We start from the raw sequence: 24,434 nt of genomic DNA, 5'->3' as shown, positions 1-24,434 counted from the left end.
CCGACGTCTTCCCGGTAGCCTTCACGAGCTACTAGAACAGCCCGAGACTCCGGGAGGTGTGCATGCGGCTCGCGGTGATCCCAGGAGATGGGATCGGGCCGGAAGTGATCGCCGAGGCACTCAAGGTGCTGAACGAGGTGGTGCCGGGTGTCGAGGTCACGAAGTATGACCTTGGCGCGACCCGGTGGCACGCGACCGGCGAGCTGCTGCCGGAGTCGGTGCTCGGCGAGCTCAGGCAGCACGACGCGATCCTGCTCGGCGCGGTCGGTGACCCGTCCGTACCGAGCGGCATCCTCGAGCGCGGTCTGTTGCTGCGCCTGAGGTTCGAGCTGGACCACCACGTCAACCTGCGCCCCGCGCGGCTGTACCCGGGGGTGGCGAGCCCGCTGGCCAACCCGGGTGAGGTCGACATGGTCGTGATCCGGGAGGGGACCGAGGGCCTGTACGCCGGCAACGGCGGCCTGCTCCGCAAGGACACCCCGCACGAGATCGCGACCGAGGTCAGCGTCAACACGGCGTACGGCGTCGAGCGGGTCGTGCGCGACGCGTTCGCGCGTGCGGTGGCCCGCCCGCGCAAGCACCTGACGCTGGTGCACAAGACGAACGTGCTCACGCACGCCGGTTCGCTGTGGTCACGGGTGGTGGAGGAGGTCTCGCTCCAGCACCCGGACGTGACCGTGGCCTACCAGCACGTCGACGCGGCCACCATCCACATGGTCACCGATCCCGGCCGCTTCGACGTGATCGTCACGGACAACCTGTTCGGCGACATCCTCACCGACCTGGTGGCCGCGGTGACCGGCGGCATCGGTCTCGCGGCGTCCGGCAACATCGACATCACGAGGCGGAACCCGTCGATGTTCGAGCCGGTGCACGGCAGCGCGCCGGACATCGCGGGCCAGGGTGTCGCCGACCCGACGGCGGCGGTCCTGTCGGTCGCGTTGCTGCTGGACCACCTCGGCGAGCACGAGGCGGCCCGCCGCATCGAGGCGTCGGTGGCCTTCGACCTGGCCACCCGGGACCACCCGTCCCCGGGCAACACCTACGCGATCGGCGACCGGCTCGCCGCTCTGGTGTCGTCCAACAACCCGACGACCAACGCCGAGCTGTAGTTTTCCGTCGATGGGCGCCGCGGGCCTCGGCCCGCGGCGCCCATCGCGTTTCTCAGGCGCTCACGAACTTGAACTGCTGGTTCGTCTGCGTGCTGCCGAGGCAGTCCCACAGCTGGAGCGGGGCGCCTTCCGCGGGGACGTCGTTCTTGACGTCTAGGCACCTGGTCAGGCTGTGTGCCGCGCGCGCCTGGTAGTACGGCCCGGTCACGAACTGCAGCGCGAACTTCTGGTTGTTCTGGCCGTTGCACGTGAACAGGCCGACCGGTGTGCCGTTCGCGGTGCCCGCCCCCGCCACGTCGAGACACAGGCCCGAGATCGACCTGATGTTGCTGAGGCCCTGTGTGGACTCGGTCACCTGCCACAGCTGGCCGTCCGCGGCCGGGTCGGCGCACGCGCGCAACGTGACGGCGCCGGGTTGGGAGTTGTCGAGGCATTTGGTCGGGCTGTACCGCGGGCGAAGCTGGAAAAGGAGCGTCTGGACGCCCGGGACCGCATCGCTCGCCACGTCGTTCTCGGCCGCCGACGCGACCCCCGTGAACATGGTGCCGACCAGGGTAAACGCCGTGAACAACGTCAACAGGCCAGCCATGGAGAATCTACGAGTACGTTTCATTTGAACCGATCTTTCCCCTGCGTGAATGGACCGGATAACCCCTTGTTTCCGGTGCCATGAATGCCACCATGTCTCACTCCGCGGCGACATACGTACTTCTGCGTACTCGTGTCCGTGACGAACCGTCGCGCGGGCGTTCCACCGCCGGTGTCCCAACAGGTGGAACCGGGGGCCCAGAAGTTGGTAGCCGGCCGGGTGGGTGTGGCAGTATGCCGGCGTGACCAACTGTGGCGTGATCATTATCGCCGAGCGCGTCGGGTAGCTGAGCTACATCACCCGGCGCGCTGACCTCTCGCATCCTGCGGGAGGTTTTTTTTGTTGCCTCACAACGGAATTTGGATCGGTCCGCAAGGTCCGCCAGCAGAAAGGCACCGTCGTGACCCGCACGACCCCGGCCGGCACACCGCTCGGCGACTCGTTCCACGTGTTCGATACGACGCTGCGGGACGGCGCCCAGCGTGAGGGCATCACCTACTCGGTCGCCGACAAGCTCGCCGTGGCGCGGCTGCTCGACGAGGTCGGTGTCGGGTTCGTCGAGGGCGGCTGGCCGGGCGCGCTGCCCAAGGACACGGAGTTCTTCGCGAAGGCACGCGAGCTGGACTTCAGGCACGCGGTGCTCGTCGCGTTCGGCTCGACCCGCCGGGCCGGCACGACGGCCGATCAGGACCCGCAGGTCCGCGCCCTTCTCGACTCCGAGGCGCCGGTCGTCACGCTCGTCGCCAAGTCCGACCGCCGGCACATCGAGCGCGCACTGCGCACCGACGTCGCCGAGGCGGCGCTCATGGTCCGCGACACCGTTTCCTTCCTGCACAGGGAAGGCCGCCGCGTCTTCCTCGACGCCGAGCACTTCTTCGACGGCTACGCCCACGACCCCGACACCGCGCTGAAGGTACTGACGGCCGCGGTCGAGGCGGGTGCCGACATCGCCGTCCTCTGTGACACGAACGGGGGACAGCTGCCGCTCCAACTCGCCGACACCGTCGGCGAGGTCATCGCCCGCACCGGGTTCCGCGTCGGCATCCACTGCCAGGACGACACCGGTTGCGCGGTCGCCAACAGCGTCGCCGCCGTCCAGGCCGGCGCCACACACGTCCAGTGCACCGCCAACGGTTACGGCGAGCGCGCCGGCAACGCGGACCTCTTCGCGGTCGTCGGCAACCTCGTCACGAAGCTCGGCATGCCGGTGATCCCGGCGGACGCCGTGCCGGAGTTGTCGCGGGTCTCGCACGCCCTTGCCGAGATCGCCAACATCGCACCCGACACCCACCAGGCCTACGTCGGGTCGTCGGCCTTCGCTCACAAGGCGGGGCTGCACGCGAGCGCGATCAAGGTGGATCCGTTGTTGTACAACCACATCGATCCCACCGTCGTCGGCAATGACATGCGGGTGCTGGTCACCGAGATGGCCGGCCGGGCCAGCCTCGAGCTCAAAGGACGCGAGCTCGGGGTCGACCTGGCCGGCCAGCCGGAGGTCGTGACCTCCGCGGTGCGCAAGGTGAAGGAGCTGGAGTCGCGCGGCTGGTCCTTCGAGGCGGCGGACGCGTCACTGGAGCTGCTGCTGCGGCACGAGCTGTCCGAAATGGACGAGCCACCGTTCCGGCTGGAGTCCTACCGGGTGATCATCGACCACAGCGTCGACGGCGCGGTGGTGGCCGAGGCGACGGTCAAGCTGCACGTCGGCGGCGAGCGCGTGCTCGCCACCGCGGAGGGCAACGGCCCGGTCCATGCCCTGGATGCCGCGCTGCGCAAGGCTTTGCTGCCGCACCTGCCGTGGCTCTCGGCGGTACAGCTGACCGACTACAAGGTCCGCATCCTCGTCGACCACCCCGGCACCGACGCCGTGACCAGGGTCCTGGTCGAGTCGAGCGACGGCGAACGCGAGTGGACCACGGTCGGCGTGCACGGCAACATCGTGGAGGCGAGCTGGCTGGCGCTGTGCGACGCGCTGGTGCACAAGGCCATGCGTGCTCGCGTGGCCGTCTGACTCGCCGGAAGGAGCAGGCCGGGCCGGCAAGCAGGCGTAAGTCCTGGTCCGGCTAGGCTGCGGTACGTGCGTATTGCTCGAATAGCCCACCCCGGCGGCGTCGCGTTCGTGACGGTCGAGGGCGAGGGTGCGGACCTGGTCGCCCGCGAGGTGGCCGACCACCCGTTCGGCACCCCCACGTTCACCGGCAACACATGGCCGATGGCCGACGTGCGGGTGCTGGCGCCGATCCTGCCGTCGAAAGTCATCTGTATCGGCAAGAACTACGCGGACCACGCCCGGGAGATGGGCGGCGAGCCGCCGGCCGACCCCGTGATGTTCCTGAAGCCGTCGACGTCGGTGATCGGCCAGAACGCCGCGATCAAGCTGCCGAGGGACTCGGAAAGGGTGGACTTCGAGGGCGAGCTGGTGGCGGTGATCGGCCGTCCGTGCCGCGACGTGTCCGCGGCGCAGGCGGCGAGCGTCATCCTCGGCTACACGATCGCCAACGACGTGACGGCGCGAGACCAGCAGAAGGCGGACGGCCAGTGGACCCGGGGCAAGGGCCACGACACGTTCTGCCCGCTGGGCCCATGGATCGAGACGGCGGTGGACCCGTCCGACCTGGCCATCACCACCACCCTGGACGGCGAGAAGAAGCAGGACTCGCGAACGTCACTGCTGCTCCACGACGTGCCAGCGCTGATCGAATGGGTCTCGAAGGTGATGACCCTGCTCCCCGGCGACGTCATCCTGACCGGCACGCCCGCCGGCGTGGGCCCGATCACCGCGGGCCAGAAGGTGGAGATCACCATCGAGGGCATAGGCACCCTGAGCAACCCGGTGGAACTGCGCTGAGCCTCTCCGGCTCGGACCCGACCAACTGATCATTCCGGGTGGCTGTCGCTCGCGTTCTTCAGGTCGGCTATCGACTGGTCGACCAGGGCGCGCATGGCGGCCTCGGCGGCCAGCGGGTCGCGAGCGGTCACCGCGTCCAGGACCGCCCGGTGGCTCGGCACCGGGTCGGACGGGTTCGCGTGGTGGACGAACTTGTCCCGCTCCTCCAGGCCGATCGCGATGATCTGGGCGATCTGCCCCAGGAAGTCGTTGTGTGTCGCCGCCAGCAGGGCTCGGTGGAACATCACGTCCGCGGTCACCGCCGCGTCCACGCCCGCCGCGGTCGCCATCGACTCCAGGGCCGACGTCAGTGCCTCCAGGTCCGACGGCGTCGCACGTTCCGCCGCCAGTCGGGCGGCCGCCGGCTCGACCACCGCCCGGACCTCTGTCAGCTGGTCGAACAGCCCTGGGTCCGAGGACACCGCCGTGTGCCAGCGCATCACGTCCGCGTCCAGCATGTTCCATGACGACCTCCGCTGCACGAACGTGCCGCGCTTCTGCCGGGCGTCGATCATCCCCTTGGCGCTCAGCACCTTCAGTGCCTCGCGCAGCGCGGTCAGGCTGACGTCCAGCTCGGCGCGCAGGGTCGGCAGGTCGAGGGTCGCCCCCTCGGGGTACTCGTTCGACAGGATGCGGCTGGCCAGGATCTCAACGGTCTGGCCATGGATCCCGCGCGGCCGGTGCTGGGGCAACGCCTCTCCTTAAGTCATAAATTACTAATACATCTTGACAGTCGACCCACTCGGGCCGCAACCTTGTCCGCATGTCCCGACGGAGTGATATGAGCAGGCGGCGGTTCCTCCGGAACGCCGGTCTGGCCGGCCTGAGCGCCGGCCCATTCCTCAGCGCGTGCGCGACCTCGGCCTCCTCCGGCCCGGTCACGCAGACGGGCGGCGCGGTCACCGTGCAGTCCAACCTCTCCGCCCCGGCGGCCAAGGCGGCGATCGAGGCGCTGGTCAAGGGTTTCAACGACCGCGGCGGCGCCACGGCGTCGGTCAACACCGTGGCCTCCGAGACGTTCCGGACCCAACTGCCAAGCTATCTCACCTCGGCGAACCCGCCCGACACGTTCACCTGGTACCCCGGCTCGCTGCTCTCCGGCTATGCGGAGAAGGGCCTGCTCCTCGACGTCGGCGACGTCTGGCGGACCATGGGCGACTACAGCGACGCCTTCCGCACCCTCTCCAGCGACGGCAAGGGCAGGCAGATCTTCGTGCCGACCACCTACTACTGGTGGGGCATTTTCTACCGTAAGTCCAAATTCGCCGAGTGGGGTGTCACCCCGCCGAAGGACTGGAGCTCGTTCCTGTCACTCTGCGAAACCCTCAAGGGCAAGGGTGTCACGCCGATCGGGCTCGGGGCGGGTGGCAACACGCCGTGGATCGCGTCCGGCTGGTTCGACTACCTGAACGTCCGCGTCAACGGCGCGACCTTCCACCGTGACCTGCTCGCCGGCAAGAAGCGGTTCGACGACCCGAAGGTCAGGTCGGTCTTCGCGAAGTGGAAGGAGGCGTTGCCGTACTTCGACCCCAGCGGCACGGCGGTCGCCTTCCAGGACGCCACGACGTCCCTGGTCCAGGGCCGCACCGGCATGCTGCTGATCGGCGCGTTCCTCGCCGACTCCGCGCCCAAGGACGTGCTCGACGACCTCGACTTCTTCCAGTTCCCGATCATCGACCCGGCCGTGCCCGTCGCGGAGGAGGGGCCGACGGACGGCTTCTTCGCCAGCTCACGCACGGCGCACCGCGCCGAGGTGGTCGAGTTCTTCAAGTACGTCGCGACGGCGAACGCGCAGGACCTCTACATCAGGAACTCGACGGGCACGGTGCTGCCGACGAACCCGAACGCACACGACTCGGGCACCGCGCTGGTCAAGAAGGGCCGGAAACTGTTGCAGGACGCGAAGGAGCTGACCCAGTTCTTCAACCGCGACTCGAGCGACGCCCTCCAGCCGACCGCCGACGCGGCACTCGTCCGCTTCATCCAGAAGCCGAACGAGCTCGACTCGATCCTGACGGACTGGCAGTCGGCGGCGGAGAAGATCTGGAACGCCTGACGCGGACAGCATCTTTTCTTGAGCAACGCCAACACAGATGGTTGCGTAGGCAGCCTCCGATCCTCAGAACCGATGTTCAACGGGCGCGCGAAGGCCCGGCTCGGGGTTCTCCCCGGTCCGCCCTGGCGGGTTGGCAACTCGGGAAGTCACGGAACTTCACGACTTGCGCAAAGAACCCGCGGGCTGGCCGCGGGGTTTGCAGGCAAGCCGAAGAGCTGCCTTGAACGTGACGTCGCGCGGGCAGCCCCCACCCTGTCCCGGGGGCACCCCGCCACGCCAGTCTACCGGGTGGTGCTGACGAAAGCCCTGGTCAGCGGTGCCTGTGGACAACTTTCACCCGATGAGTCCGAGCGAAAGGGACTTTCGTTGGAGGCGTCATGGCGATACTGACCGCCAGCCGTACGACCGCGCCGCCGCGGCCGGTCGCGCGGCGCAGGCCGCGGCGACGGGTGCCGCCCGTTCTACTCGCCTTTCTCCTCGTGCCGCTGGCCGTCGAGGGGTTCTGGGTGTTCTGGCCGGCCCTGCAGGGGTTCTGGCTCTCGCTCACCAACTGGGACGGCGTCTCCGCCCCCGCCTTCGTCGGCCTCGGGAACTTCGGGGAGCTGGCCGGTGACCCGATCTTCCGGGGCGCCGCGCTCAACACCCTCATCTGGCTCGTCCTCTTCGGCGGGCTCTCCGCGGTCGGCGGGCTCGGCCTCGCCCTTCTGCTGCAACAGGAACGCCGCGGCGTCGGGTTCTACCGCGCGGCGCTGTTCACCCCGGTCGTCTTCTCGCTCGTCGCCACCTCCCTCATCTGGCAGGCGCTCTACCAACCCGACGGCCTGCTCAACCAGATCCTCCCGGTCAGCTGGCGGCACGCCTGGCTCGCCGATCCCGACACCGCGCTCTACGCCGTGCTCGTCCCGGCGCTCTGGCGGCAGGTCGGCTACGTGATGGTGCTCTACCTCGCCGGTCTCAAGGGCATCGACCCGACCCTCTTCGAGGCCGCGAAGATCGACGGCGCCGGTCGCTGGCAGCAGTTCCGGTTCGTCACCTGGCCACAGCTCCGCAGCGTCAACTCCGTCGTCCTGTCGGTGATCATCATCGACTCGCTGCGGTCGTTCGACGTCGTATGGGCCATGACCAAGGGTGGGCCCTACCACAGCTCCGAGCTGCTCAGCACCTACATGTACGCCACCGCTTTCCAGTCGCTGCGGCTCGGGTACGCGTCCGCGCTCGCCGTGGTGATCTTCGTGCTCGCGTTCGGGGTCATCGTCGCCTACCTCGTGCGTGCCTTCAGGGAGGACGACCAGTGAGGCACAAGGCTTTCCACCTCGTCGCCGGGACGCTCTCGGTGCTGTGGCTGCTGCCGATCGCCCTCGTGCTGCTCACCAGCATCCGCACGTTCGATGACATCGCCGGCAACGGGCTGGGCGCACTACCGCACTCGTTCAGCCTCGGCGCCTTCGACGAGGCCTGGAACGCGGGCGGCCAGGCGCAGGCCATGCTCAACAGCCTGCTCGTGACCGTGCCGACCGTGCTCCTCTCGCTGGCGCTGGCCGCCGCGTCCGCGTTCGCGTTGAGCCGCTTCCACATTCCAGGGCGGCGGGCGATCATCCTGCTGATGCTGGCCGGGAACCTGCTCCCTCCACAGATCCTGCTCGTGCCGGTCTCGAAACTCTGTGAGCTGCTCGGCATCTACGACACGCTGCCCGCACTCGTCGTCGTGCAGGTCGGGTTCGGCCTCGGCTTCTACACGTTCGTGCTGCAGGGCTTCATGCGCGCGATCCCCGGCGAGATCCAGCAGGCGGCCACGATCGACGGCGCCGGCGTGGTGACGATCTTCTGGCGGATCATCCTGCCGATGACCCGCCCCGCGCTCGCCGCACTGGCCGCGCTCTGCTTCACCTGGGTGTTCAACGACCTGCTGTGGGCGATCACCGTGCTGCGGACGGGAACCGTGATGCCCGTGACGCCGGCCCTGCTCGGCCTGCAGGGACAGTACGTGTCGACATGGAACGTCGTCGCGGCCGGGTCGGTGATCGCGGCCATCCCGACCGTGGCGGTGTTCCTGCGGTTCCAGCGGCACTTCATCTCGGGCCTGGCGATCGGGGCGGTCAAGTGAGCCGCTGGACGCTGCGGATGGCCACCACCACCTACACGGTCGCGCTCGGTCCACAGTGGCCGGAGCTCGTCGCCTGGGGTCCGACCGGGGTCGAGGAAGGTCCGTCGCCGCTGGCCAACCACGGTCGCGTGCACTTCGTCACCGAGGCCGACGCCGCGCCGGTCGAGTACGCGCCGCGCGGTCAACGACCGTTCGCCGGCGCGGATCTGGTGATGGACCAGGGCTCCTGGTGGCGGTTCGACGGCGGCACCCCCGAGACCGGACTGAACTATGTGGACGATCTGCTCGGCCTGCGGACCGTGCTCCACTACCAGGCCGTACCCGGCACGGACGTGTTGCTCCGGTGGGTGGAGGTGACGAACGACGGCACCACTCCGCTGCGGCTCGAACGCATCGGCTCCGCCGGCTTCTGTGTGCCGACGAGAGGGGCACGCCTGACGTTCCTCTCCGGACAGTGGGCACGGGAGTTCCAGCGGCAGACCATCACGCTGCCGGCGGGACGGTTCGCCATCGGCGGCAACTACGGCGTGCCCGGCCACGACTACGCGCCCTGGCTGGCGATCCAGGACACCGAAGGGGAGCAGGCGTGGGGTGTGTCGCTGGCCTGGCCGGGTTCCTGGGAGATCGACGCGCAGGTCGACCCGACAGGTCTGACCCGGGTCAGGGCCGGGCGTCTGGGTCCGGTCGGCCTGCGGCCGGGCGAGACGGTCACCACCCCACAGGCGGCGCTCGCCTACAGCGCGGCGGGACTCGACGGTCTGGCGCGGGTGTGGCACGCCAACGAACGGCGGCTCAGTCGCCCGCGCACCCGGCCCGTCCTCTACAACTCCTGGGAGGCCACGGGGTTCGCCGTCGACGCGGACCGGCAGCTCGAACTGGCACGGATCGCCGCGGACGTGGGGGCCGAGCTGTTCGTGGTCGACGACGGCTGGTTCGTCGGCCGCGACGACGACACCGGCGGGCTCGGCGACTGGACTCCCGACGAGCACGCCTTTCCCAACGGCTTCACGGCGTTCGTCGACGAGGTCCGCGCGCTGGGACTCGACTTCGGCCTGTGGGTGGAACCCGAGGCGGTCAGCCCGAAGTCGCGGCTGTACACCGAACATCCCGACTGGGTGTACCGCGTGGACGGACGGCCCCTGACTCTCATCCGCAACCAGCTACTGCTGGACCTCGGTCGCGAGGAGGTCCGCGAGTTCGTCTGGGCGACGCTCGACAGGCTCCTGACCGAGTACCCGATCAGCTACCTCAAGTGGGACATGAACCGGCCGGCCACCCCACGCGGGCCCGAGCTGGATGGCGGTCACGTACGGAGCTACCTGGAGATCCTCGACCGGCTGCGGGAAGTCCACCCGCAGGTGTCGGTCGAGGCGTGTGCGGGTGGCGGCGGCCGGACCGACCTCGCGACCATCGCACGCTCGGACGTCCTGTGGCCGAGTGACAACACCGCCGCGCTCGACCGGCTGTCCATCCAGGACGGATTCCTGCTCGCGCACGCACCGCACCTGATGAGCTCCTGGGTGACCGACGCGCCGGGCGTGTTCGACCCGCGGCCACGATCGCTGCGGTTCCGGTTCGTCATGGCCATGGCCGGTGTGCTCGGCATCGGCGCCGACATCGCGAGGTGGACCGGCGGACAGCGGGCGGAGGCTCGTGAGCTCGTGGCCCTGTACAAGGAGATCCGTGAGATCGTGCACACCGGTGAGGTGTATCGCCTGATGGACGGCGTGCAGTACGTGACGCCAGGAACGACCGTCGTGCTGGCATGGAACACGGGTGCGCTGAACGGCGCGCCCGAGGTGCCGGGCCGGCCGGCGCGCCTGCCGCTCGCGGCGCTACGGCCAGGATCCTATGTGGACAGAGGGTCGGGTGTGCGGTACTCGGCGGCGCACCTGACCCACGTCGGCCTACCCACGTCGTGGACGCGCTCCCACGACGCGGACGTCGTGGTACTCGACCATGTCGCTACCTGAACAGCACGTAGGTGGGCGTGCCGGTCGCGTACCGCACCTGCTCGCCACCGCCGCGCGGGAACGCCACGATCGCGTCGTCCCATTCCGCCGCGACGTAGACCGTGTCGTCCTCGATGGCGAAATGCCGGGGGAAGCGCCCGCAGGGATGATCGGCAAGGGCAACCGGCTCGTCGCCCGAGATGTCGAACTCCGTCACGCAGTCAGGGTTCCGGTTCGACACGTACAACCGGTCGCCGAGCAGTTCCAGGTGCGCCACCCAGTTCGGCCCCTTCGGCCCCTCGACGTACGGGGTCTTCGTCGGGGAGACGGTCTTCACCACGGTGAACGTGCCCACCGGGTCTTCGCGGACCACCAGCAGCGTGCCGCCGACCTCGCCCACGACGTACGCGAGGTCGGTGCCGGGCCGGCGGACCAGCTGGCGCGGACCGGTGCCCGGCGGCATCGCGGACACCGCGAGCGGCGTGAGCTTTCCGTTGTCCGCCAGGGTGTAGCTGCGGATCTCGTCGGTGCCGAGGTCCACCGCGCTCACGGTCCGGCCACGGACGACCGCCATGTGCACGTGTGCGGCCTCCTGGCGTTGCGTGTGCGGGCCGGTGCCCTCGTGCCGCACGAGGTCGGTCTGCCCGGTGATGGTCCCGTCCCCGGCGACGCCGAACACCGACAGGGTGCCGCTTCCGTAGTTGCTGCACAACAGGAACCGCGCGTCCTCGGTGAGGGCGAGGTGACACGGGCTCGCGCCGCCGGACGGGACCGTGCCCAGCACCTCCAGCTCCGCGGACACGGTGGTGATCGCGCCGTCGGCCGACTCGTTGGTCGCGTACACGACCGGCGCGGTCGGGTGCGCGGTGAGCCACGACGGCGAGGCCAGCTCCAGCGAGCGGTCCGGTGTCAACCCGCCTTCCGGAGTACGACGAAACGTGCTGATCCCGACCCCGTTGCCACCGGTGGCGGACGAGTAGCTACCGACCCAGACATCCATACCGATCACCATAACCCACCGACGAAAGGCAGCCGGAATGTCAAGACCACTGTTGACCGCGGCGGTAGTCGCGTTGTCGCTGGTAGTCGCGCCCGTCACGGCGTCAGCTGAGCAAATTGGTCTGGACCAAGGCGCGCCGGCCTACTACGACAGCGGCGTCGCGCCCACGCCCTACATGGGCTGGAACACCTACTTCGGCGTCGGCGCGGCGTCCGAGGAGAACGTCACCTCGGTCGCGAACTTCCTGGTCAGTAGCGGTCTTGCCAAGGCAGGCTACGACATCGTGTGGATCGACGGCGGCTGGAACGCGAGCCCACCGCGCGACGGTGCCGGCAGGCTCGTGCCCGACCCGGCCCGCTTTCCCTCGGGTTTCACAAAACTTGTGAATGATCTGCATCGCAAAGGTTTGCGCGCCGGTATCTACACGGACGCGGGCGCCTGGGACGGGGTGAACTGCGCGGCCGGCAGCGGCGGCGGCTACTACGAGGCCGACGCCAGGCGGTTCGCCGCCTGGAAGTTCGACGCCATCAAGATCGACTTCCTGTGCGGCATCGCGCAGAACCTGGATCCGGCTGTCGCGTTCGGACAGTTCAGCGCCGCGGTCGCGAAGGCCGGGCGGCCGATGATCCTCAACCTCTGCAACCCGGTCACCGACGAATGGGGCGTCCCACACGGGCCGAACCAGGTCGCCGGCATCGCCTACACCTACGGCCCGCGGATCGGCGACTCCTGGCGCACCAGCACCGACGTCGCCTTCGGCACGCCGTACGAGGGCATCTGGGTCGACATGCTGCGCAACATGGACCGCAACGCCGCGCACCCCGAGGCGCAGGGACCGGGCCACTACAACGATCCCGACTACCTCATCCCCATGCGGAAGACCGAGCAGGGCACCTACGAGCTGACCGAGGAGGAGTCGACCACCCAGCTCGTCATGTGGGCGGAGATGGCCTCGCCGCTGATCATCGGCTCCGACCCGCGCACGCTGCCACGGTCGATGATCGACACCCTGCGGAACCCGGAGATCGTCGCGGTCGACCAGGATCCCCTTGCCGTTCAGGGGGTGCGGGTCGCGGGCACCGGCGACACCGACGTGTACAGCAAGGTCCTGTCCCGCGACGGCGAGCGTGCCGTGGTGCTGCTCAACCGGGGCTCGGCCCCTGCCGCGATGACCGTGAGCTTCGCCGATGCCGGTCTCCAGGGGGCCGTCGGCGTCCGCGACCTCCGCGCCCGTCAGGACCGCGGCACGGCCACCGGCTCGTACACGACCACGGTTCCCGCGCACGGCACCGCGTTCCTCAGGCTGCGTGGCCGGACACTCGTGCCCGGCACGGACCTCGGTGGCGACACGTCGGCAAGCCCGGCGCTCGTCCGGTTCGACGACGGCAACGCGGCGGTGTTCGCCAGGGGAGCCGACGGCAGACTACGCCAGAAGTCCGAGGTGGACGGACGGTGGCATGGCTGGACCACGCTCGGCGGTCCGACCCACGGCAGGATCCTCGGCCAGCCGGTCGCCTTCGCGAGCACGGGACGGATCGACCTGTTCGTCCGCGGCACCGACAACGCCGCCTATCACCGAACCTTCGTCGACCACCGGTGGGGCGACTGGCAACGGCTCGGCGGCACGCTGACGGACTCGCCGTCCGTGGCGTTCACCGGGCCGACCGACTGGACCCTCTTCGCCCGCGGCGCCGACGGTCGCGTGTGGACCCGTGACCGCGCCAGCGGCTGGACCTCGATCGGCGCCCCCAACGACACACCGACCTACGGCAGGCCCGGCGCGGCGACCGTCAGCGCCGGCACGGTCGTCGCGGTGCGCATGCCCGACGACAGCGTCTGGTACCGCCGGAAGTCCGGCGGCGCCTGGTCGGACTGGGTCAGCCTCGGCGGCGTGGTCAGCGGCAGTCCCACGCTCGTGGCGAGCGCGGACCGGGTCTACCTGTTCGCCCGCGCCAGCGACTACACCTTGTGGCAGCTCAACTTCGTCGACGGCGCCTGGGGCGGCTGGTTCAAGCGGAACGAGTACCCCAGCAACAGCCTCGTCGGCGCGGTCGGGGCGGCCGCGGGCGCGAACGGCTCTGCCTGGATCGCGGTGCGTGGTCCCGACGACGCCGTCCACCAGGCGGTCCTGTGACGTGCGCGGTGGTGACGGGCGCGGCGGCCGGAATCGGCGCCGCGACCGTCCACCGGCTCGTCGCCGGTGGCTGTGAGGTGGTCGCGGTCGACCTCGCGCCCATCCGCGCGGCCGACCACGTCCACCCGGTGACCGGTGACGTGTCCGACGAGGACACCTGGCGGTCCGTTGTGGACGTGGCGCCCGCGCCCGTCACCGCGCTCGTCAGCAATGCGTTCGCGCGGACGGTCGCACCACTGCACGAGCAGGACCGCGCCACGTGGGACCGGCAGCTGGCGGTGAACCTCACGGCCGCCTACCTCGGCGTCCGGGCCTGCCTGCCGTCACTCGCCGCTGTCGTGCTCGTGTCGTCGGTGCACGCGAGGTTCGGCCTGCCCGGGCATGCCGCGTACGCGGCGACCAAGGGTGCGCTCGTCTCGCTGGGCCGGCAGCTCGCCGTGGAGTACGCGCCCGCGGTACGCGTCAACACGGTGCTGCCCGGCCCGGTGCTGACCGCCGCGTGGGACGGGATCGGTGAGGCCGACCGGGAACGCAGTGCCCACGCCACCCCCGCCGGCCGGCTCGGGGACCCCGCCGAGGTGGCCGAGGTCATCGCGTTCCTGCTGTCCCCGGCGGCGTCGTTCGTCACCGGCGCGGAACTGCTCGTCGACGGCGGCTGGTCGGCGGCGAAGGAATCCTCATGAAGATCACCGAGATCGAGACGTTTCTCGTGCCGCCCCGGTGGCTGTTCCTCAAGGTCTCGACCGACGAGGGCGTCACCGGATGGGGCGAGCCGGTCGTCGAGGGCCGGGCGGCGACCGTGCGTGCGGCCGTGCACGAGCTGGCGGACCTCGTGACGGGCAAGGACCCGCTGCGCATCGAGGACCACTGGCAGGTGTTGCGACGCGCCGGGTTCTACCGCGGCGGGCCGGTGCTCTCCAGTGCGCTGTCCGGGTTCGACCACGCGCTGTGGGACATCGCGGGGAAGGTGCGGCGGGCGCCGGTGCACGAGCTGCTCGGCGGCCCGGTGCGTGACCGGGTGCGGATGTACTCGTGGGTGGGCGGTGACCGCCCGGCCGGCGTGTACGAGGCGGTGGCGGCACAGGTCGAGGCAGGCTTCACCGCGGTCAAGATGAACGTCTCCGGTCCCATGCAGGCGATCGCGTCCCCCGCGGAGGCGAGCGCCGCCCTCGACCGGGCCAGGGAGGCCCGCTTGGCGCTCGGGCCGGACCGGGACCTGGCGATCGACTTCCACGGCCGCGTGTCGCCGGCGATGGCACGCAGGCTGGTGCGGATGCTCGAGGAGGTGCAGCCGATGTTCGTCGAGGAGCCGATCCCGCCGGAGCTGAAGGGCCCCGCGCTGGAGTCGGTGGTGTCGGCGTCGACACTGCCGATCGCGTTGGGGGAGCGGCTGTACTCGCGGTGGGACTTCAAGCCGGTGCTGGACGCGGGGGTCGCTGTGGTGCAACCGGATCCCGCGCACGCCGGCGGGATCTCGGAGCTGCGCCGGATCGCGGCGCTCGCGGAGGTCTACGGCGCGTCGCTGGCGCCGCACTGTCCACTGGGGCCGATCGCGCTGGCGGCGAGCCTGCAGGTCGCCTTCGCGACGCCGAACTTCCTCATCCAGGAACGGAGTGTGGGCATGCACTACCACGGGGGCGTCGAGATGGGCCGGTATCTCCTCGACACCAGGCCGTTCACGTGTGTCGAGGGGTACGTCGCGCGCCCGACCGGGTTCGGACTCGGCATCGAGGTCGACGAGGCGGCCGTGCGTGCCGCGGCCGAGGAGGGGCACACGTGGCGGCCGCCGGTGTGGCGGCACGAGGACGGCGGCCTGGCGGAGTGGTGAGCGCGCTCTGGCTGGACAACGGCCTGGTGCGACTGGGTTTCGTGCCGGCGGCCGGCGGCCGGCTGCTGTCGTTCCGGTTCGCCGGCACGGAGCTGCTGTGGCGTGACACGACGCTCGTCTCCGATGATCTCGATGGTGTGTTCGTCCCCAACGACGGCAGGATGGGCGACTGGGTCAACTACGGCGGCGACAAGACGTGGCCTGCGCCGCAGGGTTGGCACGGGCCCGGGCAGTGGGCCGGCCCGCCGGATCCGGTGCTGGACTCCGGACCGTACACAGTGGACTCGACGGCCGGGTCGGTGACCATGACGTCCGCGCCCGATCCCCGTACCGGACTGCGCCTGGCGCGGCGGTTCACGTTGACGGGCAGCGGATACACGCTCGACCTGACCGCCACCAACGTGAGTGGGCGCCCGGTGCGGTGGGCGCTGTGGAACGTCACGCAGTTCCCCGGCGGTGGCGAGGTGTTCGTGGCGCTGCGGGACCACCCGACGCCGGTCGTGGCACTGATCGCGGGCACCGGCTACCCGCGGTACGAGCTGGTCGACGGCGGCGCGCGGGTGCCGGCCCAGGACGTGGTCGGCAAGCTGGGCTTTCCCGGCGCGGCCGGGTCGCTGTCGTACGAGCGTGCCGGGCACCGGGTCACGTACACGTTTCCGGTGGTCGACGCCGAGTACCCCGACCGAGGCTCACCCGTCGAGGTGTGGCTGGAGCACCCGCTGCCCGCGCCGCTGGCCGCGCTCGACGATCTCGACCCGCCGGCACACATCGTCGAGTGCGAGGTGCTCGGTCCCCTGACCGACCTCGCCCCGGGCGACCGCACCTCGCTGACGGTCGGGGTCGCGGCCGGGCATGCCGAACTCGGCGGCACGGGCGCACGGCTTCGCCGGCGAGCGGGCCGACCTGGTTCCCGCGGAGTCCGTCGCGGGAACCGTGACCCACCTGCGGTTGCGGGGTCGCCTAGAACGGGATGTTCGCCGTCAGGCAGAACGGGTGGCCCGCCGGGTCGAAGAAGATGCGCCACTCCTCCGGCCGAGGCTGGTGGTCGGCCTTGCGCGCGCCGAGCCGCAGCGCCTCGGCCTCCGCCTCGTCCAGGTCCCGGACGGCCAGGTCGAAGTGCATGTGTTTCGGCGTCACGCCGCCCGGCCAGGTGGGCGGCGTGTAGTCCGGCACGCGGATCGTGCCGATCCAGACCGCGCCGGTCTGGACGACCGTGACGTCGTCGGTGACGGCGATGGTCGTGCCATCGAGCAGGTCGGCCCAGAACCGGGCGAGCGCCGCCGGGTCGGCGCAGTCCAGGGACATCATCGCGAGGCGTGCGACAGCCATGTCACGCCGTCCTTCTGGGCAGCGGCAGCGGGAGCGCCGGCAGGCCGTCGATGCTGGTGCCGTTGTGGGGCTTGTGGGCGCAGTACTCCGCGAACTCCTCCTCGGACTTGCGGCCGAAGTGCTGCGCGTGCTGTGTCCGTTCCTCCCGGTAGTCCATGAACGGCACGGCGAACCCGCAGCTGTCGCTGACCATCAGCGCCTCGACCAGGATGATCGCCCGCGCGCCGGGACCGTCCGCGGCGCCGAAGTGGCCGATCAATGCCGGCCAGCGCGGGTCGTCGCGGAAGACCGGCATGCCGCGGCCGTGCACCCGCAGCACCTTGGGCGGGCCGGTGAACGCGCACCACATCAGCGTGATGCGGCCGTTCTCCCGCAGGTGCGCCATGGTCTCGGCGTGGCTGCCGCCGAAGTCCAGGTACGCCAACGTGTGTTCGCCGAAGACGACGAGCGTGCCCTCCCGGCCCTTCGGCGACAGGTTGACGTGCCCGTCCTCGGCCAGCGGCGCGGACGCGACGAAGAACACCTTCTGCTCCTCGATGAACGCCCGCAGCCGCGGCGTGATCCCCTCGTAGACCTTCCCCATGCGGCTGAATCTACCTGGTCAACTCCCCGGACAGCGTCCACAGCCGAGCCGACGGCCCGCTCGTCCGCCTGGTCACTTCGGACGGTAGCCGGCCCGCCGCAGCGCGTCGGCCATCGCGCCGCCGCCACCGGACTCCTGCCGCTGGCCGCCGCGCCGCTGCTGGCCACCACGCTGGTTGCCGCCGCCGCGTTGACCGCCCCCGCCGCCCCCGCCACCACCCCGGCCGCCGCGGTCCCGCTGCTGGCCGCCGCCGCCCGGCTTCGTCTCCTCGTCCAGCCGCAGCGTCAGGGAGATCCGCTTGCGCGGGATGTCGACCTCGAGCACCTTCGCGCGCACGATGTCGCCGGACTTGACGACCTCGCGCGGGTCCTTCACGAAGTTGTGCGACAGCTGGGACACGTGCGCGAGCCCGTCGCAGTGCACGCCGATGTCGATGAACGCGCCGAACGCGGCCACGTTCGTCACCACGCCCTCGAGCACCATGCCGACCTTGAGGTCGTTCAGCGTGTGCACGGCGTCGTTGAACGTCGCGGTCTTGAACTCCGGACGCGGGTCGCGGCCCGGCTTCTCCAGCTCGGACAGGATGTCGGTGACCGTCGGCACGCCGAACGTGTCGTCGACGAAGTCGTTGGGCCGCAACGACTTCAGCGTCTTGGTGTTGCCGATCAGCGACGCAAGCTCCAGGCCGGTCGCCGTGACGATCCGCCGCACCACCGGGTACGCCTCGGGGTGCACGGACGACGAGTCGAGCGGGTCGTCGCCGTTCGGGATGCGCAGGAAGCCCGCACACTGCTCGAACGCCTTCGGGCCCAGCTTCGGCACGTTCTTCAGCGCGGTGCGGGACCGGAAGGGCCCGTTGGCGTCCCGGTGCGAGACGATGCTGGCCGCCAGCGACGAGCCGATGCCGGACACCCGCGTCAGCAGCGGCACCGAGGCCGTGTTGAGGTCGACGCCGACGCCGTTCACACAGTCCTCGACCACCGCGTCCAGCGAGCGCGACAGCTTTGTCTCGGAGATGTCGTGCTGGTACTGCCCTACGCCGATGGACTTCGGGTCGATCTTGACCAGCTCGGCCAGCGGGTCCTGCAGGCGCCGCGCGATCGACACGGCGCCACGCAACGAGACGTCGAGTGACGGCAGCTCCTGCGACGCGTACGCCGACGCCGAGTACACCGAGGCGCCGGCCTCGGACACCATCACCTTGGTGAGCTTGAGCTCCGGGCTCTTCGCCAGCAGCTCGGCGGCGAGCTTGTCGGTCTCGCGGGAGGCGGTGCCGTTGCCGATCGCGATCAGGTCCACGTTGTGCGCCTTGGCCAGCGCGTGCAGCTTGACCAGCGACTCGTCCCAGCGCTTCGCCGGCGCGTGCGGGTAGATCGTGTCGGTGGCGACGACCTTGCCGGTGGCGTCGACGATCGCGACCTTCACACCCGTGCGCAGGCCGGGGTCGAGGCCCATGGTGGCGCGGGTGCCGGCGGGCGCGGCGAGCAGCAGGTCACGCAGGTTGGCGGCGAACACCCGCACGGCCTCGTCCTCGGCCGCCTGCCGCAGCCGGGACCGCAGGTCCACGCCGAGGTGCACGAGGATCCGCGTCCGCCACGCCCACCGCACGGTGTCGGCGAGGAACTTGTCGGCCGGGCGACCCCTGTCGTCGATGCCGAAGTTCGCGGCGATGCGGACCTCGTAGTCCGACGGGCCGGGCGGCTGCTCCTCATCCGGGTGCGGGTCCAGCACCAGCTCCAGCATCTCCTCCTTCTCGCCGCGGAACATCGCGAGGATGCGGTGGGAGGGGAGCTTGGTGAACGGCTCGGAGAAGTCGAAGTAGTCGGCGAACTTGGCGCCGGCCTCCTCCTTGCCGGACCGGACCTTGGCGACGAGGCGGCCGTGGTCCCACATGCGCTCGCGCAGCGTGCCGATGAGGTCGGCGTCCTCACCGAACCGCTCGACGAGTATGTCCCGCGCGCCGGTGAGCGCGGCCTGCACGTCGGCGACGCCCTTCTCGGCGTCGACGAACACCGCGGCGGCGGCCTGCGGGTCGGTCTCGGGGTTGGCGAGCAGGCCGTCGGCCAGTGGTTCGAGACCGGCCTCGCGGGCGATCTGGGCCTTGGTGCGGCGCTTGGGCTTGTAGGGCAGGTAGATGTCCTCGAGGCGCGCCTTGGAGTCGGCCCCCATGATCTGCTTGCTGAGCTCGTCGGTCAGCTTGCCCTGGCTGTTGATCGACTCCAGGACCGCGGCCCGGCGCTCCTCCAGCTCGCGCAGGTAGCGCAGGCGCTCGTCGAGCGTGCGGAGCTGGGCGTCGTCCAGCGACCCGGTGACCTCCTTGCGGTACCGGGCGATGAACGGGACGGTCGAGCCGCCGTCGAGCAGCTCCACCGCCGAGCGGACCTGCCGCTCGGCGACAGAGAGCTCCTCGGCGATGCGCAGGAAGACTGACGGGGGAGTGGCCGTGACTGTCACGGGTAGGCATTCTGCCCGCTTCCCCCGACAGGCGGTCGGGGCGGTTTGGGTTTTCGTCCGCTACCGCCGGGTAACCGTGACCTCTTCGGCAGAGGAGGGCGATCAGGATGAGCCGGTCGGTCCAGGTCAGCGAGCAGCAGGCACGCCAGGTCGCCGAGGAGGCCCGCGAGAGCGGGTGGGTGAAGCCCTCCTTCTGCAAGGAGCTGTTCCTCGGCCGGTTCCGGCTCGACCTCATTCACCCGCATCCGGCGCCGGAACCCGTGGCGGAGGCGAAGGCCGAGCGGTTCCTCGCCTCGTTGCGGGAGTACTGCGCGACCCTCGACGGCGCGGTGGTCGAGCGGGAGGACCGCATCCCGGACGACTGGGTCAAGGGCTTCGCCGAGCTCGGCTGTTTCGGCATCAAGATCGACGAGGAGTACGGCGGGCTCGGGCTCTCCCAGACCGCCTACGGCAAGGCCCTGATGCTGGTCGGTTCGGTGCACCCCAGCATCGGCGCGCTACTGTCCGCCCATCAGTCCATCGGGGTGCCGGAGCCGCTCAAGCTCGCCGGCACCGACGAGCAGAAGCGGCGTTTCCTGCCCCGCTGCGCGAAGGGCGCCGTCACCGCCTTCCTCCTCACCGAGCCCGACGTCGGTTCCGACCCGGCGCGGCTCGCGTCCACGGCGGTCCCGGACGGTGACGACTACGTGCTGGACGGGGTGAAACTCTGGACCACGAACGGTGTCGTCGCCGAGCTGGTCGTGGTGATGGCCCGAGTACCGAGGTCCGAGGGCCACCGGGGCGGGATCTCCGCCTTCGTCGTCGAGACGGACTCGCCGGGGATCACGGTGGAGCGGCGCAACTCCTTCATGGGACTGCGTGGTCTCGAGAACGGCGTGACCCGGTTCCACCAGGTGCGGGTGCCGAAGACCAACCTGGTCGGTCGTGAGGGCGACGGGCTGCGGATCGCGCTCACGACACTGAACGCCGGCCGGCTCGCGATCCCGGCCACGTGTGCCGCGGGCGCCAAGTGGGCGGTCAAGATCGCCCGCGAATGGTCGGCCGAACGGGTGCAGTGGGGTCGCCCGGTCGGGCAGCACGACGCGGTCGCCGGCAAGCTCGCGTTCATGGCGGCCACCACCTACGCCCTGGAGGCCGTGCTCGACCTGTCCGCGCGGATGAGCGACGAGGGCGTCAAGGACATCCGCATCGAGGCCGCGCTGGCGAAGCTGTGGGCGAGCGAGATGGCGTGCGTGATCGCCGACGAGCTGGTCCAGATCCGGGGCGGCCGCGGCTACGAGACGGCCGCCTCGCTGGCCGCGCGGGGCGAGCGGGCGGTCGGCGTCGAGCAGCTCGTCCGCGACCTGCGGATCAACCGGATCTTCGAGGGCTCCAGCGAGATCATGCGGCTGCTGGTGGCACGGGAGGCCGTGGACACGCACCTGTCGGTGGCCGGCGACCTCGCCGACCCCGAGGCGAAGCTGCCGGGCAAGGCCAGGGCGGCGGCGAAGGCCAGCGGCTTCTACGCGGGCTGGCTGCCGAAGCTGGTCGCCGGGAAGGGACAGCTACCCAAGGCGTACAACGACTTCGGCCGGCTCGCGACGCACCTGCGGTTCGTCGAGCGGTCGGCACGCAAGCTGGCACGCGAGACGTTCTACGGCATGGCCCGGTGGCAGGCGGGGTTGGAGAAGCGGCAGCGGTTCCTGGGACGGATCGTCGACCTCGGCGCGGAGCTGTTCGCGATGTCGGCGGTCTGCGTGCGGGCCCACCGCGACGGCGACGCGGCGCTGGACCTCGCGGACGCGTTCTGCCGGCAGGCCCGGCTGCGGATCGAGGCGCTGTTCGGGTCACTGTGGACCAACACCGACTCGGTCGACCACAAGGTCGCCGCCGACGTGCTGGAGGGCAGGCACATCTGGGTCGAGGAGGGCGTGCTGGACCAGAGCGACGGCACCGGGCCCTGGATCGCGGAGTGGGCGCCGGGTGCGTCGGCGGAGGAGTCGGTCGCCCGTCGCTACCAGTAGCGACGTTACGTGGTGATTACGCCGAAAGGGTAATGAGACCCAGGACACAGTCACTTGCAGTTAGTTGCGTCGGTGCGATGATTGTACCGTGCAACTAACCCCCGTCTCCTCCGTGGAGTCCGTCACCGACAAGGTGATGGACTTTCTGTCGCGGCTGAAGAAGAGCGGGGAAGCGCACATATTGGGTGTCGCCCGGGGACTCGACCTGTCATTCTCCCAGATGCGTGCCCTGTTCGTCCTCGCGGACAGCCAGCGGGAACTGGCCGTTCACGAGCTGGCCACACTGCTCGGGCTGTCGATGGCGACCGCCGGGCGAGCGGTGCAGGGCCTGGCGAGGGCGGACATGGTGACGCGCAGGGAGGATCACCAGGATCGCAGGGTGAAGCGGGTTCGCCTGTCCGAGCACGGTCGGCAGTTCGTCGACGGGCTCCTGCAGGCGCACCGCGACGCCGTACGCGACTGTCTCGAGTCGCTGAGCGACCACGAGCGGGACCAGCTCGCACTGGCACTGGCGCCGATTCTCGCTCGGGGGGACCTGCCGCCCACCACCGCAACCGGCTGTTGAAGAACGAGGGGAAAGTCGTGACTGAAGTGCTTCCGCCGACGGCGGGCGGCTCGGGTTCGGGCAAACTCGACCGCAGAATCCTCGCCATCGGCTCCGTGGTCGTGCTCGGCGCGATCATGGCGATGCTCGACATCACCGTGGTCAACGTCGCCATCAACCACCTGATCGGCGAGTTCAACACCAATCTCGAAACCATCCAGTGGGTGGCCACCGGCTACACGCTGGCGCTGGCGATCGTCATCCCGCTGTCCGGCTGGGCGGCCGACCGGTTCGGCACCAAGCGGATCTACCTGACCGCGGTGTTCCTGTTCATGCTCGGCTCCGCGGCCGCGGGTTCGGCCTGGTCGGTGGAGTCGCTGATCACCTTCCGCGTGCTGCAGGGTCTCGGTGGCGGCATGCTGATGCCGATCGGCATGACGATCCTGACCAAGGCCGCCGGACCCGAGCGGGTCGGCCGGGTCATGTCCGTGATCGGCGTGCCGATGCTGCTCGGCCCGATCGTCGGCCCGATCCTGGGCGGCTGGCTCGTCGACGACGTCTCGTGGCGCTGGATCTTCTTCCTGAACGTCCCGATCGGCCTCGTGACGCTGTACCTCGGCTCCCGGATCCTCGACCGGGACGAGCCGAAGCCGACCGAGAAGCTGGACGTCGTGGGGCTGCTCCTGCTCTCGCCGGGCCTCGCCGCGCTGATCTACGGTCTCGCCAAGATGGCGTCGCCGTCCGAGGGCGTCGACAGCCCGCAGGCCTACCTTCCAGCGGGTGCCGGGGCGGTGCTGGTGGTGCTGTTCATCTGGCACGCGCTGCGCACCCCGAACGCGCTGATCGACCTGAAACTGTTCAAGGACAGGGGCTTCTCGGTCGCGGCGGTGACCATGGTGCTGTTCGTGGTCGCGTTCTTCGGCTCGATGCTGCTGTTCCCGCTGTACTTCCAGCAGGTGCGCGGCGAGGGTGCGCTGGCGGCGGGTCTGTTGCTGGCCCCGCAGGGCATCGGCGCGATGCTCATGATGCCGGTCGCGGGCCTGGTCGTGGACCGGATCGGCGCCGCGCGCATCGCGCAGACCGGCATCGTCGTGATCGTCGCTTGCATGGTCCTGTTCACCCAGCTCGAGTACGACACGTCGTACTTCCTGATTGGCGCGGACCTGTTCGTGATGGGTCTCGGCATGGGCATGACGATGATGCCGATCATGTCCGCGGCGCTGAAGACGCTGCGGCAGGAGCAGGTGGCTCGCGCGTCGACGTCGCTGAACATCATCCAGCAGGTGGCGGCGTCCATCGGTACCGCGCTGCTCTCGGTGGTCCTGTACAACGCGACCACCGACAAACTGGCGCCGCTGGTCGCACAGGCGACGGCGCAGGGTGGCAAGGCCCCGGCGATGGACTCCGTCAAGGACCTGCCGGAGCCGATCCGCACACAGGTGTCGACGCTGCTGTCGGACGCGTTCTCGTCGACGTTCGTCTGGTCGCTGATCCTGCTGGCCATCGCGTTCCTGCCGGCGCTGCTCCTGCCGCGCGGCAAGGTCACCGCGACGATGGTCGAGGGCGGTGCCGCTCCGACGGCCTCGTCCGGCACGGCCGGCCAGTCCGACACCGACCTGGCCGACGCCGACCTGGCCGACTCGGCCGAGGAGGCGCCTGAGCCGGCCGCCGACCGCCGCTAGCCGCACCGCCACGAAAGGCGCGTACCAGACGCTCAGCGTCCGGAACGCGCCTTTCGTGCCAGCTCAGCCCAGGCGCAGGGTGGCGACCCCGCCCTTCTCGCCGGCAGCCCAGCACGCGCCGTCGCGAGCACAGTCGACCGTGTCGAGGCTGCCGTCGTAGAACTGGCGCCAGTGGCGGCC

The 24,434-nt window shown here is 70.1% G+C and carries 20 protein-coding genes and 1 pseudogene; 14 read left to right on the top strand and 7 right to left on the bottom strand.

Annotated elements, in window-relative coordinates:
• The first annotated feature begins 62 nt into the window (after positions 1–62).
• Entirely contained in the window at positions 63–1,112 is a 1,050-nt protein-coding gene (locus tag VET29_RS18280; protein WP_324921788.1) for a 3-isopropylmalate dehydrogenase, read from the top strand.
• Between the two features lie 52 nt (positions 1,113–1,164).
• Here the strand turns inward: VET29_RS18280 and VET29_RS18275 are convergent, their stop codons facing one another.
• On the bottom strand, positions 1,165–1,701 hold the full coding sequence (locus tag VET29_RS18275) for an RICIN domain-containing protein (protein WP_324921786.1): 537 nt from the start codon (positions 1,699–1,701) through the stop codon (positions 1,165–1,167).
• A 400-nt stretch (positions 1,702–2,101) separates the two neighbouring features.
• Between VET29_RS18275 and cimA the strand changes: the two genes are divergently transcribed.
• Positions 2,102–3,709, top strand: coding sequence for a citramalate synthase (gene cimA, locus VET29_RS18270; protein ID WP_324921784.1), 1,608 nt, complete (start codon positions 2,102–2,104; stop codon positions 3,707–3,709).
• Between the two features lie 66 nt (positions 3,710–3,775).
• Positions 3,776–4,546 carry a fumarylacetoacetate hydrolase family protein gene (locus VET29_RS18265; protein WP_324921782.1) on the top strand — a complete coding sequence of 257 codons (771 nt, stop codon included), beginning with the start codon at positions 3,776–3,778 and terminating at the stop codon, positions 4,544–4,546.
• A 29-nt stretch (positions 4,547–4,575) separates the two neighbouring features.
• Here the strand turns inward: VET29_RS18265 and VET29_RS18260 are convergent, their stop codons facing one another.
• Positions 4,576–5,277 carry a FadR/GntR family transcriptional regulator gene (locus VET29_RS18260; RefSeq protein ID WP_324921780.1) on the bottom strand — a complete coding sequence of 234 codons (702 nt, stop codon included), beginning with the start codon at positions 5,275–5,277 and terminating at the stop codon, positions 4,576–4,578.
• An 89-nt stretch (positions 5,278–5,366) separates the two neighbouring features.
• On the opposite strand from VET29_RS18260, the gene VET29_RS18255 reads away from it, so the two are divergent.
• The 4 genes from VET29_RS18255 (at position 5,367) to VET29_RS18240 (ending at position 10,718) form a co-directional block, all read left to right on the top strand.
• On the top strand, positions 5,367–6,641 hold the full coding sequence (locus VET29_RS18255; RefSeq protein WP_324921778.1) for an ABC transporter substrate-binding protein: 1,275 nt from the start codon (positions 5,367–5,369) through the stop codon (positions 6,639–6,641).
• A 377-nt stretch (positions 6,642–7,018) separates the two neighbouring features.
• A complete protein-coding gene (locus VET29_RS18250) occupies positions 7,019–7,936 on the top strand; it encodes a sugar ABC transporter permease (protein ID WP_324921776.1) in 918 nt (305 codons plus the stop codon).
• Positions 7,933–8,745 (top strand): carbohydrate ABC transporter permease, encoded by an 813-nt coding sequence (locus VET29_RS18245; protein WP_324921774.1) that lies wholly within the window; start codon positions 7,933–7,935, stop codon positions 8,743–8,745. Before VET29_RS18250 ends, VET29_RS18245 begins: the two co-directional genes overlap by 4 nt.
• Positions 8,742–10,718 (top strand): alpha-galactosidase, encoded by a 1,977-nt coding sequence (locus VET29_RS18240; RefSeq protein ID WP_324921772.1) that lies wholly within the window; start codon positions 8,742–8,744, stop codon positions 10,716–10,718. Before VET29_RS18245 ends, VET29_RS18240 begins: the two co-directional genes overlap by 4 nt.
• On the opposite strand, the gene VET29_RS18235 is transcribed toward VET29_RS18240, so the two are convergent.
• On the bottom strand, positions 10,711–11,697 hold the full coding sequence (locus tag VET29_RS18235) for a lactonase family protein (RefSeq protein WP_324921770.1): 987 nt from the start codon (positions 11,695–11,697) through the stop codon (positions 10,711–10,713). The genes VET29_RS18240 and VET29_RS18235 overlap by 8 nt on opposite strands.
• A gap of 37 nt (positions 11,698–11,734) precedes the next feature.
• Here VET29_RS18235 and VET29_RS18230 point away from each other — a divergent pair, with 37 nt between their 5' ends.
• From VET29_RS18230 to VET29_RS44080, 4 genes and pseudogenes are all read left to right on the top strand, one after another.
• Positions 11,735–13,831: a hypothetical protein gene (locus tag VET29_RS18230; protein WP_324921768.1), complete on the top strand. Its 2,097-nt coding sequence runs from the start codon at positions 11,735–11,737 to the stop codon at positions 13,829–13,831.
• A complete protein-coding gene (locus VET29_RS18225; protein WP_324921766.1) occupies positions 13,828–14,514 on the top strand; it encodes an SDR family oxidoreductase in 687 nt (228 codons plus the stop codon). The genes VET29_RS18230 and VET29_RS18225 overlap by 4 nt, the downstream gene beginning before the upstream one ends.
• A complete protein-coding gene (gene dgoD, locus VET29_RS18220; RefSeq protein WP_324921764.1) occupies positions 14,511–15,659 on the top strand; it encodes a galactonate dehydratase in 1,149 nt (382 codons plus the stop codon). Before VET29_RS18225 ends, dgoD begins: the two co-directional genes overlap by 4 nt.
• A pseudogene (locus tag VET29_RS44080) lies at positions 15,608–16,198 on the top strand (DUF4380 domain-containing protein); the annotation flags it as partial. The gene dgoD and the pseudogene VET29_RS44080, both read left to right, overlap by 52 nt.
• Before the next feature lie 150 nt (positions 16,199–16,348).
• On the opposite strand, the gene VET29_RS18215 reads toward VET29_RS44080, so the two are convergent.
• The 4 genes from VET29_RS18215 to VET29_RS18200 all read right to left on the bottom strand — a co-directional run bounded on the left by VET29_RS18215 (position 16,349) and on the right by VET29_RS18200 (position 20,025).
• Complete coding sequence (locus VET29_RS18215; protein ID WP_324921762.1) at positions 16,349–16,513, bottom strand: hypothetical protein; 165 nt, start codon at positions 16,511–16,513, stop codon at positions 16,349–16,351.
• 106 nt (positions 16,514–16,619) lie between these two features.
• Positions 16,620–16,988 (bottom strand): VOC family protein, encoded by a 369-nt coding sequence (locus VET29_RS18210; RefSeq protein WP_324921760.1) that lies wholly within the window; start codon positions 16,986–16,988, stop codon positions 16,620–16,622.
• Between the two features lies 1 nt (position 16,989).
• A complete protein-coding gene (locus VET29_RS18205) occupies positions 16,990–17,571 on the bottom strand; it encodes a pyridoxamine 5'-phosphate oxidase family protein (RefSeq protein WP_324921758.1) in 582 nt (193 codons plus the stop codon).
• A gap of 72 nt (positions 17,572–17,643) precedes the next feature.
• The gene (locus VET29_RS18200; protein ID WP_324921756.1) at positions 17,644–20,025 is read right to left on the bottom strand and encodes a Tex family protein; all 2,382 of its coding nucleotides are present in this window, start codon (positions 20,023–20,025) and stop codon (positions 17,644–17,646) included.
• Between the two features lie 107 nt (positions 20,026–20,132).
• On the opposite strand from VET29_RS18200, the gene VET29_RS18195 reads away from it, so the two are divergent.
• The 3 genes from VET29_RS18195 to VET29_RS18185 all read left to right on the top strand — a co-directional run bounded on the left by VET29_RS18195 (position 20,133) and on the right by VET29_RS18185 (position 24,254).
• A complete protein-coding gene (locus tag VET29_RS18195; RefSeq protein WP_324921754.1) occupies positions 20,133–22,028 on the top strand; it encodes an acyl-CoA dehydrogenase family protein in 1,896 nt (631 codons plus the stop codon).
• 88 nt (positions 22,029–22,116) lie between these two features.
• Positions 22,117–22,593 carry a MarR family winged helix-turn-helix transcriptional regulator gene (locus VET29_RS18190; protein ID WP_324921752.1) on the top strand — a complete coding sequence of 159 codons (477 nt, stop codon included), beginning with the start codon at positions 22,117–22,119 and terminating at the stop codon, positions 22,591–22,593.
• Positions 22,594–22,610: 17 nt separating this feature from the next.
• Positions 22,611–24,254 carry a DHA2 family efflux MFS transporter permease subunit gene (locus VET29_RS18185; RefSeq protein ID WP_324921750.1) on the top strand — a complete coding sequence of 548 codons (1,644 nt, stop codon included), beginning with the start codon at positions 22,611–22,613 and terminating at the stop codon, positions 24,252–24,254.
• Positions 24,255–24,434: the final 180 nt, after the last annotated feature.

The sequence above is a fragment of the Actinophytocola sp. genome (genome assembly GCF_035634895.1).
Classification (GTDB): domain Bacteria; phylum Actinomycetota; class Actinomycetes; order Mycobacteriales; family Pseudonocardiaceae; genus Actinophytocola.
The sequence above is the reverse complement of the archived record's forward strand: the minus strand, read 5'-3'. Positions and strand labels throughout refer to the sequence as shown.

What these genes read in the sequence shown, in the direction of transcription:
- VET29_RS18280 (WP_324921788.1), top strand. Translation starts at nt 63, where the DNA reads ATGCGGCTCGCGGTGATCCCAGGAGATGGGATCGGGCCGGAAGTGATC.
- VET29_RS18275 (WP_324921786.1), bottom strand. Translation starts at nt 1,701, where the DNA reads ATGGCTGGCCTGTTGACGTTGTTCACGGCGTTTACCCTGGTCGGCACC.
- VET29_RS18255 (WP_324921778.1), top strand. Translation starts at nt 5,367, where the DNA reads ATGAGCAGGCGGCGGTTCCTCCGGAACGCCGGTCTGGCCGGCCTGAGC.
- VET29_RS18250 (WP_324921776.1), top strand. Translation starts at nt 7,019, where the DNA reads ATGGCGATACTGACCGCCAGCCGTACGACCGCGCCGCCGCGGCCGGTC.
- VET29_RS18235 (WP_324921770.1), bottom strand. Translation starts at nt 11,697, where the DNA reads ATGGATGTCTGGGTCGGTAGCTACTCGTCCGCCACCGGTGGCAACGGG.
- VET29_RS18230 (WP_324921768.1), top strand. Translation starts at nt 11,735, where the DNA reads ATGTCAAGACCACTGTTGACCGCGGCGGTAGTCGCGTTGTCGCTGGTA.
- dgoD (WP_324921764.1), top strand. Translation starts at nt 14,511, where the DNA reads ATGAAGATCACCGAGATCGAGACGTTTCTCGTGCCGCCCCGGTGGCTG.
- VET29_RS18215 (WP_324921762.1), bottom strand. Translation starts at nt 16,513, where the DNA reads ATGCCCGGCCGCGACCCCGACCGTCAGCGAGGTGCGGTCGCCCGGGGC.
- VET29_RS18210 (WP_324921760.1), bottom strand. Translation starts at nt 16,988, where the DNA reads ATGGCTGTCGCACGCCTCGCGATGATGTCCCTGGACTGCGCCGACCCG.
- VET29_RS18205 (WP_324921758.1), bottom strand. Translation starts at nt 17,571, where the DNA reads ATGGGGAAGGTCTACGAGGGGATCACGCCGCGGCTGCGGGCGTTCATC.
- VET29_RS18195 (WP_324921754.1), top strand. Translation starts at nt 20,133, where the DNA reads ATGAGCCGGTCGGTCCAGGTCAGCGAGCAGCAGGCACGCCAGGTCGCC.